At 69.3% G+C, this 15948-nt stretch carries 20 protein-coding genes and 2 pseudogenes; 13 read left to right on the top strand and 9 right to left on the bottom strand.

Annotated features, from left to right (window positions below):
- Positions 1 to 6 precede the first annotated feature (6 nt).
- The gene (locus ABT063_RS30180) at positions 7 to 1464 is read left to right on the top strand and encodes an LCP family protein (protein WP_351062602.1); all 1458 of its coding nucleotides are present in this window, start codon (positions 7 to 9) and stop codon (positions 1462 to 1464) included.
- Between the two features lie 67 nt (positions 1465 to 1531).
- Here ABT063_RS30180 and ABT063_RS30175 read toward each other — a convergent pair whose 3' ends face one another.
- Positions 1532 to 2089 carry an acyl-CoA thioesterase gene (locus tag ABT063_RS30175; protein ID WP_351062600.1) on the bottom strand — a complete coding sequence of 186 codons (558 nt, stop codon included), beginning with the start codon at positions 2087 to 2089 and terminating at the stop codon, positions 1532 to 1534.
- Positions 2090 to 2208: 119 nt separating this feature from the next.
- On the opposite strand from ABT063_RS30175, the gene ABT063_RS30170 reads away from it, so the two are divergent.
- A complete protein-coding gene (locus ABT063_RS30170) occupies positions 2209 to 3504 on the top strand; it encodes an LCP family protein (protein WP_351062598.1) in 1296 nt (431 codons plus the stop codon).
- Positions 3497 to 4123, top strand: coding sequence for an HAD family hydrolase (locus ABT063_RS30165; protein WP_351062596.1), 627 nt, complete (start codon positions 3497 to 3499; stop codon positions 4121 to 4123). Before ABT063_RS30170 ends, ABT063_RS30165 begins: the two co-directional genes overlap by 8 nt.
- A 54-nt stretch (positions 4124 to 4177) precedes the next feature.
- On the opposite strand, the gene ABT063_RS30160 is transcribed toward ABT063_RS30165, so the two are convergent.
- Together ABT063_RS30160 and ABT063_RS30155 are read right to left on the bottom strand one after the other, a co-directional pair.
- Positions 4178 to 4540 carry a four-helix bundle copper-binding protein gene (locus ABT063_RS30160; protein ID WP_351062594.1) on the bottom strand — a complete coding sequence of 121 codons (363 nt, stop codon included), beginning with the start codon at positions 4538 to 4540 and terminating at the stop codon, positions 4178 to 4180.
- Positions 4541 to 4659: 119 nt separating this feature from the next.
- A complete protein-coding gene (locus tag ABT063_RS30155; RefSeq protein ID WP_351062592.1) occupies positions 4660 to 5484 on the bottom strand; it encodes an SAM-dependent methyltransferase in 825 nt (274 codons plus the stop codon).
- Positions 5485 to 5682: 198 nt separating this feature from the next.
- Between ABT063_RS30155 and ABT063_RS30150 the strand changes: the two are divergent.
- From ABT063_RS30150 to ABT063_RS30130, 5 genes and pseudogenes are all read left to right on the top strand, one after another.
- A pseudogene (locus ABT063_RS30150) lies at positions 5683 to 5915 on the top strand (DUF6879 family protein); the annotation flags it as partial.
- Between the two features lie 109 nt (positions 5916 to 6024).
- Positions 6025 to 6297, top strand: a pseudogene (locus ABT063_RS30145) (GrpB family protein); the annotation flags it as partial.
- Between the two features lie 73 nt (positions 6298 to 6370).
- Positions 6371 to 6877 (top strand): Scr1 family TA system antitoxin-like transcriptional regulator, encoded by a 507-nt coding sequence (locus ABT063_RS30140; protein WP_502990915.1) that lies wholly within the window; start codon positions 6371 to 6373, stop codon positions 6875 to 6877.
- Positions 6878 to 7187: 310 nt separating this feature from the next.
- Entirely contained in the window at positions 7188 to 7394 is a 207-nt protein-coding gene (locus tag ABT063_RS30135; RefSeq protein ID WP_351062656.1) for a DUF397 domain-containing protein, read from the top strand.
- 40 nt (positions 7395 to 7434) lie between these two features.
- Positions 7435 to 7902, top strand: coding sequence for a hypothetical protein (locus ABT063_RS30130; RefSeq protein ID WP_351062590.1), 468 nt, complete (start codon positions 7435 to 7437; stop codon positions 7900 to 7902).
- Here the strand turns inward: ABT063_RS30130 and ABT063_RS30125 are convergent.
- The 3 genes from ABT063_RS30125 to ABT063_RS30115 all read right to left on the bottom strand — a co-directional run bounded on the left by ABT063_RS30125 (position 7895) and on the right by ABT063_RS30115 (position 10723).
- On the bottom strand, positions 7895 to 8086 hold the full coding sequence (locus ABT063_RS30125) for a DUF397 domain-containing protein (RefSeq protein ID WP_351062589.1): 192 nt from the start codon (positions 8084 to 8086) through the stop codon (positions 7895 to 7897). The genes ABT063_RS30130 and ABT063_RS30125 overlap by 8 nt on opposite strands.
- Positions 8087 to 8097: 11 nt before the next feature.
- Entirely contained in the window at positions 8098 to 8958 is an 861-nt protein-coding gene (locus tag ABT063_RS30120; RefSeq protein WP_351062587.1) for a helix-turn-helix domain-containing protein, read from the bottom strand.
- Positions 8959 to 9565: 607 nt separating this feature from the next.
- Entirely contained in the window at positions 9566 to 10723 is a 1158-nt protein-coding gene (locus tag ABT063_RS30115; protein ID WP_351062585.1) for an acyl-CoA dehydrogenase, read from the bottom strand.
- A gap of 208 nt (positions 10724 to 10931) precedes the next feature.
- Between ABT063_RS30115 and ABT063_RS30110 the strand changes: the two genes are divergently transcribed.
- The 3 genes from ABT063_RS30110 (at position 10932) to ABT063_RS30100 (ending at position 13072) form a co-directional block, all read left to right on the top strand.
- Positions 10932 to 12275, top strand: a complete 1344-nt coding sequence (locus tag ABT063_RS30110) for a UDP-glucose dehydrogenase family protein (RefSeq protein WP_351062583.1) — start codon at positions 10932 to 10934, stop codon at positions 12273 to 12275.
- Positions 12276 to 12583: 308 nt separating this feature from the next.
- Positions 12584 to 12709 carry a hypothetical protein gene (locus tag ABT063_RS30105; protein ID WP_351062581.1) on the top strand — a complete coding sequence of 42 codons (126 nt, stop codon included), beginning with the start codon at positions 12584 to 12586 and terminating at the stop codon, positions 12707 to 12709.
- A 9-nt stretch (positions 12710 to 12718) separates the two neighbouring features.
- Entirely contained in the window at positions 12719 to 13072 is a 354-nt protein-coding gene (locus tag ABT063_RS30100; protein WP_351062579.1) for a hypothetical protein, read from the top strand.
- 112 nt (positions 13073 to 13184) lie between these two features.
- Here the strand turns inward: ABT063_RS30100 and ABT063_RS30095 are convergent, their stop codons facing one another.
- Positions 13185 to 13349 (bottom strand): hypothetical protein, encoded by a 165-nt coding sequence (locus tag ABT063_RS30095; protein ID WP_351062577.1) that lies wholly within the window; start codon positions 13347 to 13349, stop codon positions 13185 to 13187.
- A 19-nt stretch (positions 13350 to 13368) separates the two neighbouring features.
- On the bottom strand, positions 13369 to 13872 hold the full coding sequence (locus ABT063_RS30090) for a CGNR zinc finger domain-containing protein (RefSeq protein WP_351062575.1): 504 nt from the start codon (positions 13870 to 13872) through the stop codon (positions 13369 to 13371).
- A 114-nt stretch (positions 13873 to 13986) separates the two neighbouring features.
- Here ABT063_RS30090 and ABT063_RS30085 point away from each other — a divergent pair, with 114 nt between their 5' ends.
- Complete coding sequence (locus ABT063_RS30085) at positions 13987 to 14346, top strand: VOC family protein (protein ID WP_351062574.1); 360 nt, start codon at positions 13987 to 13989, stop codon at positions 14344 to 14346.
- Between the two features lie 47 nt (positions 14347 to 14393).
- A complete protein-coding gene (locus ABT063_RS30080; RefSeq protein WP_351062572.1) occupies positions 14394 to 14786 on the top strand; it encodes a VOC family protein in 393 nt (130 codons plus the stop codon).
- A gap of 15 nt (positions 14787 to 14801) precedes the next feature.
- On the opposite strand, the gene ABT063_RS30075 is transcribed toward ABT063_RS30080, so the two are convergent.
- Positions 14802 to 15923, bottom strand: coding sequence for a dipeptidase (locus ABT063_RS30075; RefSeq protein ID WP_351062570.1), 1122 nt, complete (start codon positions 15921 to 15923; stop codon positions 14802 to 14804).
- Between the last annotated feature and the right edge of the window lie 25 nt (positions 15924 to 15948).

The raw sequence follows: 15948 nt of genomic DNA, 5'->3' as shown, positions 1-15948 counted from the left end.
CCTCCCTTGCCCACGCCGCCCCGCTCCCCCGCCCGGCCGCAGCGCCGCCCCCAGCAGTACCGCGCGCCGCGACCGCCCGTACGGCGGAAGAGACCACGCTGGGCCATGCGGGCGGTGACCACGCTGTCCGTGGTGGTCCTCGCGTCCGCCGGGATCGGCCACGCGGTGATCACGAGCCTCGACGCGGACATCGCCCGGGTCGACCCGTTCAAGGACATGAAGAACCGTCCGAGGGCGGGGCACGGCATGAACGTCCTCCTGGTCGGCACGGACGCCCGCGACAAGATCACCGAGCGGGAGCGGCGGAAGTACCGCCTGGGCGGCGCGCCCTGCCACTGCACCGACACGATCATGATCGTGCACATCTCGGAGGACCGGGAGCGGGCCAGTGTGGTGAGCCTGCCGCGCGACTCGTACGCCATGACCCCCGCGCACATCGACCAGACCACGGGGCAGCGGCACGAGGGCCACCCCGTCAAGATCAACGCGGCGTACGCGGAGGGCGGGCCGAACCTGATCGTCCGCACGGTCGAGAACATGACCCGCGTGAAGATCGACCACTACCTGGAGGTCGACTTCACCAGCTTCATGAAGACGGTGGACGTGCTCGGCGGGGTCAAGATCTGCACCGCCGAGCCCCTGAAGGACACCTACACCGGCCTCAACCTGCCGCCCGGCAGGCACACACTGCGGGGCGGCGAGGCCCTCCAGTACGTCCGCTCCCGGCACATCGACAGCGCCTCCGACCTGGGCCGCATGCAACGCCAGCAGCGCTTCCTGGCGGCGCTGATCGAGCGGGCGACCTCCTCCGGGATCCTCCTCAACCCCATGAAGTTCCGGGACGTGACCCGGGCGGTGCTGGGCTCGGTACGGGCCGACAAGGGCTTCGGCACGGGCGAGTTGCTGGACCTCGGCCGGGCGATGCGGAACTTCTCCCCCTCCTCCTCGGAGTTCACGACCGTGCCGATCGGGCAGATGGGACACGTCGTCAAGGGCGTGGGTTCCACGGTGAAGTGGGACGCCGCGAAGTCCGAACGCCTCTTCCGCTCCCTGCGCGACGACCAGCCGCTGGCCGTACACCAGCCCAAGAGCCGGACCGTCCCCGTGGAGGTCGCCCCGCAGCAGATCCGCGTCCAGGTGGAGAACGGCACGTCCACGGTCGGCCTCGGCAAACGGGTCGACACGGCCCTGGCGGCCGCGGGCTTCCGCACGACCCGCCTCCCGGTGGACGCGCCCCGCCCCGTGCGGCGCACGGTCGTCGCCTACGACCCCCGCTGGGACCGCTCGGCGAGGTCCCTGGCGGCGGCACTGCCCGGGAGCGAGCTGCGGCCGGTGAAGGGGATGGGGCCGACGCTGAAGGTGATCGCGGGGGCGGACTTCCGTGAGGTACGGGAAGTGAAGGCCGTGGAACCGGCTCGGGGGGAGGCTGGAGTGGTGCGGGGGGACGAGGTGGGGTGCTCGTAGGGGCCTGGCCTGTTCGCAGGGCCATGCGGCCCACTCGTGGGCAACCCTTGCAGTAGCCCCGGCTGCCTCAGTCCCCAAACCCCTCCGCCACCCTCCGCTCCCGCAACTCCACAATCGCCCGCCGCCGCGCCAGCCGATGCGTCCGGCGGATCTGCGCCTCCTGATACCGCCGCTTGTCGCGCTCGGTCTCCGGGAGCACCGGCGGCACCCGGCGCGGCTTGCCGTCGGCGTCGACGGCGGCGAAGACGAGGTAGGCGGAGCCGACCTGGGTGGGCGGGGTCGACTCGTTCCAGCGCTCGGCGAGGACCCGTACGCCGACCTCCATCGAGGTCCGGCCGGTCCAGTTGACCTGGGCCTTCACATGGACGAGGTCGCCGACGCGGACCGGCTCCAGGAACGCCATCTCGTCCATGGACGCGGTGACGGCGGGCCCTCCGCTGTGCCGGCCGGCCACCGCGCCCGCCGCGTCGTCGACCAGCTTCATGATCACGCCGCCGTGCACCGTGCCCAACAGGTTCGTGTCGGCGTGGGTCATGATGTGGCTGAGCGTGGTCCGGGAGGCCGAGGTCGGCTTGCCCGGAATATCCGGAGTTCCCGATTCCGCGGCGGAGGCCTGGTCTGTCATGGCCTCCACCTTATGCCGAGGTGGCATCCGGGGAATTTGTGTCAGCTTCGCAACAGGACCGCCCTTATTTTCCGACGAACCTTGTAAGCCGTACGGCTCTGCCCTGCACACTGGGGCGCATGAGCGATTGGCCCGAGGCATGGTCCGACGAGAACCGCGGCAGCCGGTACGGACGCGGCAGCGCGAGCGCACAGCCCGAGGGCGCGCGCGTGATGCGGCAGGTCCGCCGCGGCCCGGCGGCACCGCCCGGGCAGGGCGGGTACGGGGGCCCCGGCCCCTCGGCCCCCCAGTACGGCGGGGTCCCGCAGCAGCCGTCGTATGTCGACGGCGGCGGCAACACCGGCTACGACAGCGGCTACAACACGGGCCAGGTCTACGGCGGCCCCGGCGGCGGTGGCCCCGGTGGTCCCAGAGGTGACTACGGCCCGCGCCCCGCGCCGAACTGGCGCCGGCGCATCAAGTGGACCGCGATAACCGTCGCGACCGTACTGATCGTCACCACCGTCGGCACGTACTTCTGGGCCGACTCCAAGCTCAACCGCGAGGTCGACCTGTCCAAGGTCATCGACCGGCCGGAAGCGGGCGAGGGCACGAACTACCTGATCGTCGGCTCCGACAGCCGCGCCGGGCTGTCCGACGAGCAGAAGAAGGCGCTGCACACCGGCTCCGCCGAGGGCAAGCGCACCGACTCGATGATGCTGCTGCACGTCGGCAGCAACGGCGACACGCTGATCTCCCTGCCGCGTGACTCGGACGTGGAGATCCCGACGTACAAGGGCTCCGACTCCGGCAAGACCTACCAGGGCACGGGCCGGCACGTGAAGCTGAACGCCGCCTACGCCGAGGACGGGCCGGAACTGCTCGTCCGTACCGTCGAGTTCAACACCGGCCTGCACATCGACCACTACGTCGAGATCGGCTTCGCGGGCTTCGCGAACATCGTGGACTCCGTCGGCGGTGTCGAGATCGACATCCCGCAGGACATCAAGGACACCAAGTCCGGCGCGGACCTCAAGAAGGGCAAGCAGACCCTGAACGGCGAAGAGGCGCTCGCCTTCGTCCGTACCCGGTACGCGCTGTCGGGCTCCGACCTGGACCGTACGAAGAACCAGCAGAAGTTCCTCAACGCGCTCGCCAACCAGGTCGCGACCCCGGGCACGGTCCTCAACCCCTTCAAGCTCTACCCGACCATGGGCGCGGGCCTGGACTCGCTGATCGTCGACAAGGACATGGGTCTGTGGGACCTGGGCTCCATGTTCTGGGCGATGAAGAGCGTCAACGGCGGCGACGGCAAGTCGATGAACATGCCGATCTCCGGCTCCAGCAACGGCAACCTCGTCTGGGACAAGACCAAGCTGAAGACGCTGGTGGAGCAGCTGAACAACGACGAGAAGGTCACGGTGTCGAGTGAGTGACCACGTCGGCGGAGCACCGTTCGACGCGGTGCTCTGCGACGTGGACAACGTGATCCGGTTCTACGACAACTCCCCGCTGACCGCGCTGGAGCGCGCCGCGGGACTGGCCGAGGGCACCACCATGAAGGTCGCCTTCGCGCCGGAGCTCGGCGAGCCGCTGGTCCTGGGCCGGATCACCGCAGAGGAGTGGGCGGAGTCGGTCGGCCGGGCCCTGACCGGGCAGGTGCCGACGGCGACGGCCGACGCACTCGGCCGGGCGCTCGTGGACTCGCCCTTCCATGCCGACGAGCGCGTGGTGACCGCGCTGCGCCGCGCCCGCACCCGGGTCCCGCTGGTCCTCGTCACCAACGCGTTCCTCAGGCTCGAGGCGGACCTCGCCTGGCTGGGCCTGGCCGACCTCGCGGACGACGTGGTGAGCAGCGCCCGCGTCGGCCTGGCCAAACCGGACCCCCGCATCTACGAACTGGCGGCGAAACGGGCCGGCGTACCGGCCGACCGCTGCCTCTTCGTCGACGACATCCCGGAGAACGTGGAGGCGGCGGCAGCCCTGGGCATGCACCCACTCCACTTCCGCGAACCGGCGGATCTGGAGCGGGCGTTGGAGCCGCTGCTCTCCTGAGCGATCAAGGGCACCCCCGAAGGTGCCCTTGAATCCCTTGAAGCCCAGGCAGGGTCACATCGTGGCGCCCGCCATCGCGCGGCAGGTCTGGGCACAGCGGCGGCAGGCCTCGGCGCAGGCCCTCATCTGGGGGTCGTCGGGCAGGGACATGCACGCCTCGGCGCACATGTCGCAGGCCTTGGCGCACAGGGCGCACATGTCGGCCGACATCGGGGAGCGGCGCATCATCATGTCCGCACACATACGGGTCGTCTCGGAACAGTCGATGAGCGCGCGCATGATCTGCATCTGGGCCTGGCCGCCCATCTGCATACAGGAGCTCATCGTCTCCTCGCACGCGCTGTGACAGGACATGCACGCCTCGACGCAGTCCTGCATCTCCTTGCTCATGGCGGTCGTGCCGGCGGGCTGCTGCATGGTTCCTCCTTGGACAGGGAGGGCCCGGGGGTCGGCCCTCACCCTTCCGTACTACGCCCGTCCGCCCGCGCCCGCCACGGGGTGGACCGGAGGAGTCCACTCCGTGCGCGCCGGCCGACTTACGGCTTCCTGCCCACCCCGCCGAAGTGCGTGACGTCCACGATCTCCTCCTGCGCGGCCTCGGGGCGCCAGCGGGAGCAGGAGGCGAGGCCCGGTTCGAGGAGATCGACGCGGTCGAAGATGCGCAGGAGGTCGGTACGGCTGCGCAGGGTCATCGGGGCCGAGCCCTGGCCGTTCCAGTAGTCCACCGCCGTCCTCATCGCCTCGCCGTCGACCTCCGTGGTCGGGTGGGAGACGACCAGGTAGCTGCCGGAGGGCACGGCGTCCAGGAGCCGGTGCACGATGCCGACGGCCTCGTCGGTGTCCAGGACGAAGTTCAGGATGCCCAGCATGGTGATGGCGACGGGCTCGTCGAAGTTCAGGGTGCGGGCGGCGCGCTCGATGATCGCCCCCGGGTCGTGGACGTCGGCCTCGATGTAGTCCGTGGCCCCCTCGGGCGTGCTGGTGAGCAGGGCGTGCGCGTGGGTGAGGACGAGGGGGTCGTTGTCGACGTACACGATCCGGCACGTCGAATCGACGCCCTGCGCCACCTCGTGGGTGTTGTCGGCGGTCGGCAGCCCCGTGCCGACGTCCAGGAACTGCCGAACACCCGCCTCCCCGGCCAGGAACCGCACCGCCCGCGCCAGAAAGCGCCGGTCCGCGACGGCCGAGCGGGGCAGCGCCGGCACGAAGGACAGGATCTGGTCGCCGACCTCCTCGTCGACCGGGTAGTGGTCCTTGCCGCCCAGCCAGTAGTTCCAGATCCGCGCCGAGTGGGACACGTCGGTCCGCAGCCGGGCGGTGCGGGCGACGCCTTCGTCGCGGGACGCTGAGGGGTCGGACATGGTGCCTGGTCTCCTTCGGGCAGTACTGATCCGTTTTGGATCGGGTTTCGTCTCAACCTAGGCACAAGTTGTCGAGGGTGGGGGGCAGTTGGGCAACTCTGTGGCCTGACGGAGGGGTGCGTGGCCACGGTCCACGTACCGTCGTGCTGAGCAGAAACCCGAAGGGGCCAGGCAGAAAGGGCCGTGCATGATCTTGGGCGGTGCTACGTGGCATCGGGGCGCGGCATCGGACGAGTGCGGGTCGTACGGCAGCCGTTGACGGACTACCAGCGGTACCAATTCGCTTGGGGAATCCCCGGCAATGCCGAGGCCGGTGAGGACATCCACGTCCTGGACGTCACACACGACGACTTCGGACTGCCCCTCTCGGAGACGGACTGGTGGATGTTCGACGAGACGCACATCTCAACTACCGGCCGGACGGGACACGGTTTCCGGAAGCGGAAACAAGGCGCCGCCGGCGGCGGCCGCGCCCGCGGTTGAGCTCCGGACGGCTTGTAGGCGGAAACTGGATGCCCATGGCTGGTCCACTGACGCAGGATGACGACCATGCCGATGCCCAGCAGCATCCACATAGCCGACTACGACCCCGATTGGCCACTGCAGGCCGCCACCGCGATCACTACTCTCCGCTCGGCGCTGCCCGGGTTGTTCGTAGAGATTGAGCACATCGGTTCCACGGCCGTCCCGGGGCTGGCGGCCAAGCCCGTCATCGACCTGATGGCCGCCGTCCACGACCTCGCGCACGCTCGCCGCCACCAGGCCGCGCTCGCCGGCCTGGACTTCCACCCGCACGACAACGGGATGACTGATCGGCTGTTGTACGTACGTGACGATGGCGGTGCGCGCGGCCACATCCTGCACGTGGTGACCCTTCTTGCTGTCCATGGTGACCGGCCTGCTCGCAACGCCGGAGTACGTGAGGGCAAGCCTCGCACGCATTCCAGGAGATCACAGCAAAGCGATCGCGAGGAAGCTGGAACGACAGTCTGTTCTTTACGACACGTCGAAGCACTTCACTTTCATACTGACGGAGCAGGCCGTACGGTGGCCGTTCCTCCCCGCATCGGCTATGGCCATGCAAGTTGACAGACTTGTGTCGATTAGCTTGCTGCCCAACATCCGGCTTGGGGTTATCCCACTGGAAGGCCATATGCCGGCCGCCCCGTTGAACACTTTCACCGTCTATGACATGCGGATAGCGACAGTAGAGACGCAGACTGGAGTAATGGTTTTCCGCGACCATCGGGACGTTTCTGCATATCTGGAGGAGTTCTCGGAGACGAGGGGCGGGAACGGCTGTCCGAATGGGCTCGCCAATTCCGGTCATGATCTTTACCCGACAACACCAATAAAGCTGGGCGTACCCCTGAACGTGCCCGATCATGACTAGGTCACGAAAATTGGGGAGGACCGATGGCGGGCACCCAGAAGCCTCAGGGATACGGACTTACGGAACTACCTCCGGAGCCGAAAGACGCAGCGCATGCGCCATGAGCAACGGACAGGATTCCGGAGTCTTCGCCGACCGGCCCTTGCTGACGCTGCGGGTGTCTCGCGACGCCGGGCGGACATGGGAGCCCGAACGGAACGTATTCGCAACGGATGGCCCCGCGCCCCTGATGACCAACCAGTGGCCCCCGTGCGAGTGCTGACGCTGCACTGGGCGGTAGCGGGAATCCGGCCAAGGCCCCGGAAGTGACCTGTACACGCTCGACTTCGACGGGACCTCGTTCGTGAAAGCGTGCGGCGGTCCGTGCACCGAGGGGTGCGTGACCCTGGCCCGGATCGGCGACAACGCCTGGGCTCTCGGTGACAGCAAGCGGCCAGACGCAGAGCCGCTGCGGTTCACCACGGAGGAACTGGACGCGGCCGGAATCGACCCGGCGCGGTTCGGTCTGTCCGTCTGACCCTTCTCCCTCGCCGGCCAACATCGAACGGGAACGACTGGTGCACCATCACGGCTACCTGTGGACCGGCCCGAAAGAGCGTTTCGACAATGAGGCCCTACGGCGGCTTCCGCATCCCGAGCCGCCTCCGGTTGACAGCAAGCCGGAACTGATCCAGCGGTACAGGGAAGTGGTAGCGGAGTTCCCCGTAGTGGACCTGCCGCCACTGGAGACGGCCTACTGGCTCGTCAAGCCGCGAACGCTGGTGCGAGGCACGTGGGACGAGCCGAGAGAGGCAGCCGCGTGGCTGGCTGAACGGCTCGTCGAGTACACGCCCCGGTTCGCCTACGGGGCGGAGCGCGACATTGCCCATATGGCGAGACTCGTCAACTCGGCGGCGGAGCGGCTGGGGTGGGGCGGTGATGTGTCACTTGGCTTCTATCTGGAACATCCCTCGTACTTGTCCCTGGCTCTGGTGACCTGCTCTCCGAACCGGGCCGCTCCCGAACTGGCCTGCCCCCTCAGGTAGACGAAGCCTTGAAGGCGCTCAGCAGCGCACGCAGGGAGGCAGGCCTGACGTGGAGTACAGCACCCGACTCATCCGACTCGCGCAGCAGCATCGCCTCTCCGCTGGAGGCTACGGCGACTTCCACGCAGTCCGTGCTCGCGTCGTCGCCGGAGAAGCTGGACTTCTGCCACACGGGCTCGGGCACCTGCACCTCGCTCAGTATCGGAGCCGCTCAGCCACATCCCGTATGAGCTCGAGCGACGGTCCTGGGCCGAGGGCTACCGCCCTCAACTGATCGAACATCAGTTTATAGGCGGCTACTTGGGTGTCATCCTGAATGTACAAGGACGACAGAGCAGTTGCCGACCGCACCACGTCCATGCCGGGATCCGGCATGCCGACAATCCCGAAGGGGCCGTTCACTCCTCGGTGGGACTCGGTCGTGTACGGCAGCACCTGCACTGTCACGTGGTCGCGTTGTGCCATCTGCGTCAGGTGCAGCAGTTGCTCCCGCATGACGTCCGGGCCGCCGAACTTCGCGTGCAGCACGGCCTCGTAGAGCACGAACCACAGTTCCGGCTCGTCGCCGTCGTACAGGATCTGCTGGCGGTGCATCCGTCCGCGCACGTGGGACTCCACCTCGCCCTCGGGAGGCTCAAGTCGGCCTCGTTGGAAGAGGACACGCATGTAGCCGGGGGTCTGTAGAAGGCCAGGGACCAGGATCGTCTCCCAGGAGTGCAGGCTCAGCGCCTTCGACTCCAACTCCGCGAGGTCGGCGAATCCTGGAGGCAGAACACTCTCGTACTGGTTCCACCAGTTCCGCCTGCGGCCCTCGCGTGCCATCTCCACCAGCGCCTGGACGAGTTCGTCGTCGTCCACGCCGTACGCCTGGAGCAGGGCCTTCAGTTCCGCGATACGGATGCCGCTCATGCCGGTCTCGACACGGCTGATCTTTCCCTTGCTGCATTCAAGGATCTCGGCGGCCCTCTCTCCGGACAGGCCGGCTGCCTCTCGCAGTCTGCGCAGCTCCGCTCCCAGGCGCTTCTGTCTGACGGTCGGGTATCTCCTGGGTGGCATCTGGACTCCCTTGCTGGTGAGGCGAGTTGAGTCTTTCGTCGAGGGCTTCGACCGTCTAGTCACACGGTCGAGTGAAGCCACTCCAGAATGTTGCACCTCAGAACATCCCACTTCTACCTTCGACAGTAGAGCGCTCCCCACGCCTCCTCACGGCCCCGGAAGAGCACCGCCACCGCACTCCATGCGGAGGGCGACGGCGCCACCGCGTGAAACAGGCCTGCCTCAACTGTCATCTAGTGAAAGGGAGTTCAACGATGAGCAACCCCCCACCCCGACCACCCGACGACCCCTGGGAGTACCGCCTCACCCTCCCCCCACCACGCCACCAGCTCCGGCGTCGCCCGCAGCACCGTCCGCTCGATCCTCACGCGCCACCGCCTCCCCGGCCTCGCCGACACCGCAGAGCTGCTGACCAGCGAGCTGTGCGGCAACGCGTACCGTCACGCCGCCGGCCCCGCGACCGTGCACGTCCACTGTCAAAGTGGAGCCGGGAAAGTCACCTGGTTTGAGCTGCACCAGTGACAGCACCCCGAGGTATACGCACATCGCCCTCCGCCTCAAGGCCAGGCGGAGGGCGACGAAAGACAGTTGAGACAGTCGGCGCAGCTTACGGCAGGTTCCGCGCCATAACGATCCGCTGAACCTGGTTCGTGCCCTCGTATATCTGCGTGATCTTCGCGTCCCGCATCATCCGCTCCACCGGGTAGTCCCGCGTATACCCGTACCCACCCAGCAACTGCACCGCGTCCACCGTCACCTCCATCGCCACGTCCGACGCGAAGCACTTCGCCGCCGCACCCTGGAACGTGAGGTCGGAGTCGCCGCGCTCGGACTTCGCCGCCGCCGCGTACGTCAGCTGGCGGGCCGCCTCGATCTTCATGGCCATGTCGGCGAGCATGAACTGGATGCCCTGGAAGTCGGCGATCGGCTTGCCGAACTGCTTGCGCTCCTGGACGTAGCCCTTCGCGTAGTCCAGCGCGCCCTGCGCGATGCCCAGCGCCTGCGCGGCGATCGTGATGCGGGTGTGGTCCAGGGTCTTCATCGCCGTGGCGAAGCCCGTGCCCTCATCGCCGATCATGCGGTCCGCGGGGATGCGAACGTTGTCCAGGTAGACCTCGCGGGTCGGGCTGCCCTTGATGCCGAGCTTCTTCTCGGGGGCGCCGAAGGAGACACCCTCGTCCGACTTCTCGACCACGAACGCCGAGATGCCTTTCGAGCGCTTCGTGGGGTCGGTCACGGCCATCACCGTGTAGTACTCCGACTCGCCCGCGTTCGTGATCCAGCGCTTCACGCCGTTGAGGACGTAGTGGTCGCCGTCGCGGACCGCCTTCGTCTTCATGCCGGCCGCGTCCGAGCCCGCGTCCGGCTCGGAGAGGCAGTACGAGAACATCCCGTCGCCCTTGGCGAGCGGGGTCATGTACTTCTTCTTGAGGTCCTCCGAGCCGGAGAGGATCACCGGGAGCGAGCCCAGCTTGTTCACCGCGGGGATGAGAGAGGAGGACGCGCAGACTCGCGCCACCTCCTCGATCACTATCACCGTGGCCAGCGCGTCCGCGCCCGCGCCGCCGTACTCCTCGGGGACGTGGACGGCGTGCAGGTCGTTGGCGACCAGGGCGTTCAGCGCCTCCTGCGGGAAGCGGGCCTCCTCGTCCACCGCCGCGGCGTACGGCGCGATCTTCGCCTCGGCCAGCGAGCGGATGGCGTCGCGGAGCATGTCGTGCTCCTCGGACGGGCGGTACAGGTCGAAGTCAGCCGATCCGGCCAAGGTCTCTCACGCTCCAAAGACGCTGCGGTACTGGCGCTAATTACCGTTAAGTAACTCAAATTTTAGAGGCCCGCCCACGGGAGTGATACGTGAGCTTGGCGACAGCGGGAAAGTTGCCCGTCAAGGGGCTTTGCCATGCCCCGACTATGCTCTTCCCGCGCGCCCCCACACGTGCCACCCCGCACCACGCCGTCCCCTGGAGCACCCCATGAGCCTCAAGATCACCGTGATCGGCACCGGCTACCTCGGCGCCACGCACGCCGCGGCCATGGCCGAGCTCGGGTTCGAGGTGCTGGGGCTCGACGTCGTCCCGGAGAAGATCGAGAAGCTCCAGCGGGGCGAGGTCCCGATGTACGAGCCGGGGCTGGAGGACCTGCTGCGCAAGCACGTCGCCGGGATCGAGGGCGCCAGCGGGCGGCTGCGGTTCACCATGGACTGGGCGGAGGTGGCCGCGTTCGGCGACGTCCACTTCCTGTGCGTGAACACCCCGCAACGCCACGGCGAGTACGCCTGCGACATGTCGTACGTCGACTCCGCCCTCGCCTCCCTCGCCCCGCACCTGACCGGTCCCGCCCTCGTCGTCGGCAAGTCGACCGTCCCGGTGGGCTCCGCCGACCGGCTGGCCCGCTACCTCGCAGACAACTCCCCGGCCGGCGAGGACGCCGAGCTGGCCTGGAACCCGGAGTTCCTGCGCGAGGGCTTCGCCGTGCAGGACACGCTGCATCCGGACCGGATCGTGGTGGGTGTGCGCAGCGAGCGGGCCGAGGAGCTGCTGCGGGAGGTGTACGCCACGCCGATCACGGAGGGGTCTCCCTTCGTGGTCACCGACTTCCCGACCGCCGAGCTGGTGAAGACCTCCGCGAACTCGTTCCTGGCGACCAAGATCTCCTTCATCAACGCCATGGCGGAGATGTGCGAGGCCTCCGGAGGCGATGTCGCCAAGCTGGCCGAGGCCATCGGATACGACGACCGGATCGGGAAGAAGTTCCTGCGGGCCGGGATCGGGTTCGGAGGCGGCTGTCTGCCCAAGGACATCCGCGCCTTCATGGCGCGGGCCGGCGAGCTGGGCGCCGACCAGGCGCTGACCTTCCTGCGCGAGATCGACTCGATCAACATGCGCCAGCGCGGGCAGATGGTGGAGCTGGCGCGGCATGCGCTGGGCGGCGGGCCCTTCCTGGGCAAGCGGATCGCCGTGCTCGGCGCGACCTTCAAGCCGGACTCGGACGACGTCCGGGACTCGCCCGCGCTCAACGTCGCCGGGCAGATCCACCTCCAGGGCGGCCAGGTCACGGTGTACGACCCGAAGGGCATGGACAACGCCCGCCGTATCTTCCCGACGCTCGGGTACGCCGACACCGCCGTCGAGGCGGTGCGGGGCGCGGACGCCGTACTGCATCTGACGGAGTGGCGGGAGTTCCGCGAGCTGGACCCGGCGGCGCTCGGCGAGGTCGCGGCGACCCGGTTGATCCTGGACGGGCGCAACGCCCTCGACCCCGCGCTGTGGCGGAAGGCCGGATGGACCTACCGGGCGATGGGGCGGCCGACCGCCTGAGCAGAGCCAGTTCCGGAATTCGGTCGGAATTCCGTGAATTGACGGTGGGTTTGGCATTACCCCGGGAATTCTCGCGCGGTTCGGTGAAGAAACGCGCGAGAATACGGATATTTCCTGTACGCCTCCACGGCCCGTCTGGGCCGGGCAGATGCTCACGCCCACCACGGACTTCCTCACCGACAACTGCTGACGCGGCCCGCGGCAGAGGTGGACGCCGCTCCGGCCGGGGCTCAGCCGGCCGGAGCGGCACCCGCTCCATTCTCCACACCATCGCCACGCTTCGGGAACCGCATTCCAAGGAGACCGGGATGACGACCGTCACCCTGCCCACCGTCCCGCCCCCGCCCGAGTCCCAGAACTTGCTCGGTCAACTGCCCCTGCCCGGCCGGTACTCCGTGGCCCCCGGCCGCTCCCTCGTCGAACTCACCGCCTGATACGGCCCGTTGCCGACCCTGCGCCGTCGGGTCCGCCTCGCCGACGCCTCCCTCACGGTGCCCGACGACGCCGCAGAGCCCTTCTTCCGCTACGAGTTCGACGGCAGGCCCCTGAAGGCCGCGCTCGGCTCCGAGCGCGTCGACGTCGCCGAGACCGGCGGCCGTCTCCATCTCACCGCCGACCTCCACCTGAACGGCACCGCCTTCCCCGCCCTGCTCCACCTCCGCGTGGTCGACCGCACCGACGACCGGCTGCTCGTCGTGGGGACCGCCCGGCTGCTGCGCCGCGCCACCGGGTTCCGGCTGCCGTGGCGGCGCCCGGCCACCCGGCTGCGGCTGCTCGTAGCGGCGGAGTTCGCGTGAGGGCGCCACGGCGGGCGGACAGGCGACCGGCGACGCGTACGCCGTCCTCGTCGCCGTCCGCGACCGCCCCCGACGCGGCCGTACCGCAGGCACCGCAGGCGTCTCCGTCACCTCAGGCATCGCAGATGCCCCGACGCAGACCACCGCCTCCACGGCCCGCCCGCTCGATCCGCTCCTCGTCCTGGCCGGCATCGTCGCCGGTGTCGCGGTGCTGTGCCTGCTGCTGGTCGGCTCCCGGGCGGCGGCGCCATATGGGAGTCCGCGTGGGAGTTGGCACGGGAAGGAGGAGGCGTGGGTCAGTCCTTCGCCCGGTAGCGGCGCATCTTCGCGCGGGACCCGCAGACCCGCATCGAGCACCAGCGGCCGCGGCCGGCCGGGCTGCGGTCGTAGTACGCCCAGTAGCAGTCGGCGGCCTCGCAGGCCTTCAGGCGTGACCAGGTGCCCGCGACCAGCGCCTCGGCGACGGCGGCGGCGACGCGGGAGAGCAGAGGGCCCTCGTCGGCGGGGGCGAGGGCGGCCGATCCGTCGCCCGCGTCGACCCTCACCAGCAGCGGAGCCGCCGTCAGCAGCTCCCCCAGCGGGGTGACCGCCCGGTGCGGCGGGTGGCCCGCGTGCGCGAGCAGGGTCGCGCGCAGCGACTCGCGCAGCTCCCGGGCGGCCGGGACCTCGTCCTCCGCCAGCCCGAAAGGCGCCCGGCCGTCCGCCGTGTCGAGCGCGTCGGCGCCCGACTCGACGTCCAGCGTGTTCACCAGGGACTCGACCAGGGCGAGGGCTCCCGGGGCCGGCGATCTCTCGCTCATGTCTGTGCGCCACCTCCGAATTCCCTTGCGACGTTACCCCCAATGCGGGAGCATGCAGTAACCGTTACTGGTTACCCGCATCTACAGGTAACCGACGACTTCGAGGAGGAAGTCATGGCTCTCGCCAAGCTGGGTTCCGTCGTCCTGGACTGTCCCGACCCTCGCGCCCTCGCCGGCTTCTACGCCGATGTGCTCGGCGGCACCGTCGAGGACGAGGGAGAGTGGGTGGACCTGAAGCTGCCCGACGGCCAGACGTTGGCGTTCCAGGCCGCCCCCGGGTTCGTACCGCCGAAGTGGCCCTCACCCGACCACTCGCAGCAGTTCCATCTGGATCTGGACGTGGCGGACCTGGACGCGGCCGAGAAGGAGGTGCTCGCGCTGGGCGCGAAGCCGCTGGACACGGAGGACCGCTCGCGGACCTTCCGGATTTACGCGGACCCGGCGGGGCACCCGTTCTGTCTGTGCGCCGGCTGATCACCCACCGACCGTCTGTCGACCGTCCGCTGATTCGGGAGGATCCCATGGCACGCGTGGCACGTTTCCGTTCCGTCGTCCTCGACTGTCCCGACCCGCCCGCACTCGCCGCCTTCTACGCGCAGGTCGGCGGCGGCACGCCCGAGGCCGAGGACGACGACTGGGTCGTCCTGCGGATTCCGGACGGGCCCCGGCTCGCCTTCCAGCGGGCGCCGGGCTTCACCCCACCGGAGTGGCCGCGCGCCGACCGGAACTCGCAGCAGTTCCACATCGACTTCGACGCCGGAACCACGTGGGAGGAGATCGACGCGGCCCACGAGAAGGTCCTGGCGCTGGGCGCGCGCCCGCTGGACCTGGAGGACCGGGAGAAGAAGGACTTCCAGGTGTACGCCGATCCGGCGGGCCACCCGTTCTGCCTCTGCCGGATCGACCCGCTCTAGGTCCCCTGGGGCTGTCTACCCGTCGAGCTCCGCGATCTTCGCCGTGGACGGCTCCCGGCGCTGCTGGGCCGCGCGGGCGGTGAAGTCGGCCTCGCGCAGGACGCGCTGGACGTTGGCCCAGGTCAGCTGGGCGATGTCGACGTCGGTCCAGCCGCGGTGCAGCAGCTCGGCGACGAGGTTCGGGTAGCAGGAGGCGTCGCCGAGCTCCTGAGGGTGGGCGGTGCCGGCGTCGTAGGTGCCGGACAGGCCCACACACTCCGGGCCCGCGACCGCGCGTACGTGATCGAGGTGGTCGGCGACGTCCCGGACGGTCGCGCCGGTCTGCTCGGCGGTCAGCGGCACCATGCACAGGCCCTTGGCCTGGCCCAGCTCGGCGAGCAGGTCGTCAGGGAGGTTCGACGGGTGGGGGCGCAGGGCGCGGGCGGCGGAGCGGGTGCACAGCACCGGCGCCTTGGAGACCGCGAGCGTCCGGCGGATCGTCTCCGCGGAGGTGCCGGAGAGATCGGCGAGGACGCCGAGCCGGTTCATCTCCCTCAGGACCTCCTCGCCGAAGCGGGTCAGCCCGGCCTCACTCGCCCAGGACACGCCCGACAGGGTGAGGACGCGCAGGCCGAGGGCGTGCAAGGAGCGCAGGATGCCGAGGGAGTCGCCGAGGGCGGCGGCTCCGGCGGGGCCGAGCAGGACGGCGACGCGGCCGCAGTTGCGTACGTCGGTGGTCTGGCCGGCGGAGTAGGCGAGGCGCAGCCCCTCGGGGTGCGTGCGCACGACCGTCTTCACCAGGTCCAGCTGCTCCAGCGTGGCACCGACGGCCCGGTCGCCGGCGAGCCCCTCGGGCAGGTGCAGAGACGACAGCAGCGCACCGACGTGACCCTCGCGCAGCCGCGGTACGTCCGTGTCGACGGCGCTCTCACCGAGCTCCAGGTCGAACCAGGGCAGGTGCCGCAGGGCCCAGGGCAGCCCGCTGTAGCCGTCGGCGACGGGGTAGGCGGCCAGGATGGCGCGGGCCCGTTCCAGTGGGGAGGCGTCCGGGTCGGCGACAGGGGCTGTCGGGAAGAGGTCGGCGGGCAGGGGCTCCGGCAGGTCGTCGAGCTCTTCGGCCTCGGGGGTGGTGTGCAGGTCGTCCTGGAGGTCTGCCATGACGGGGCTCCGTACGTCGTGATCC

It is taken from the genome of Streptomyces sp. NPDC002838 (assembly GCF_040295365.1).
GTDB lineage: Bacteria > Actinomycetota > Actinomycetes > Streptomycetales > Streptomycetaceae > Streptomyces.
The sequence above is the reverse complement of the archived record's forward strand: the minus strand, read 5'-3'. Positions and strand labels throughout refer to the sequence as shown.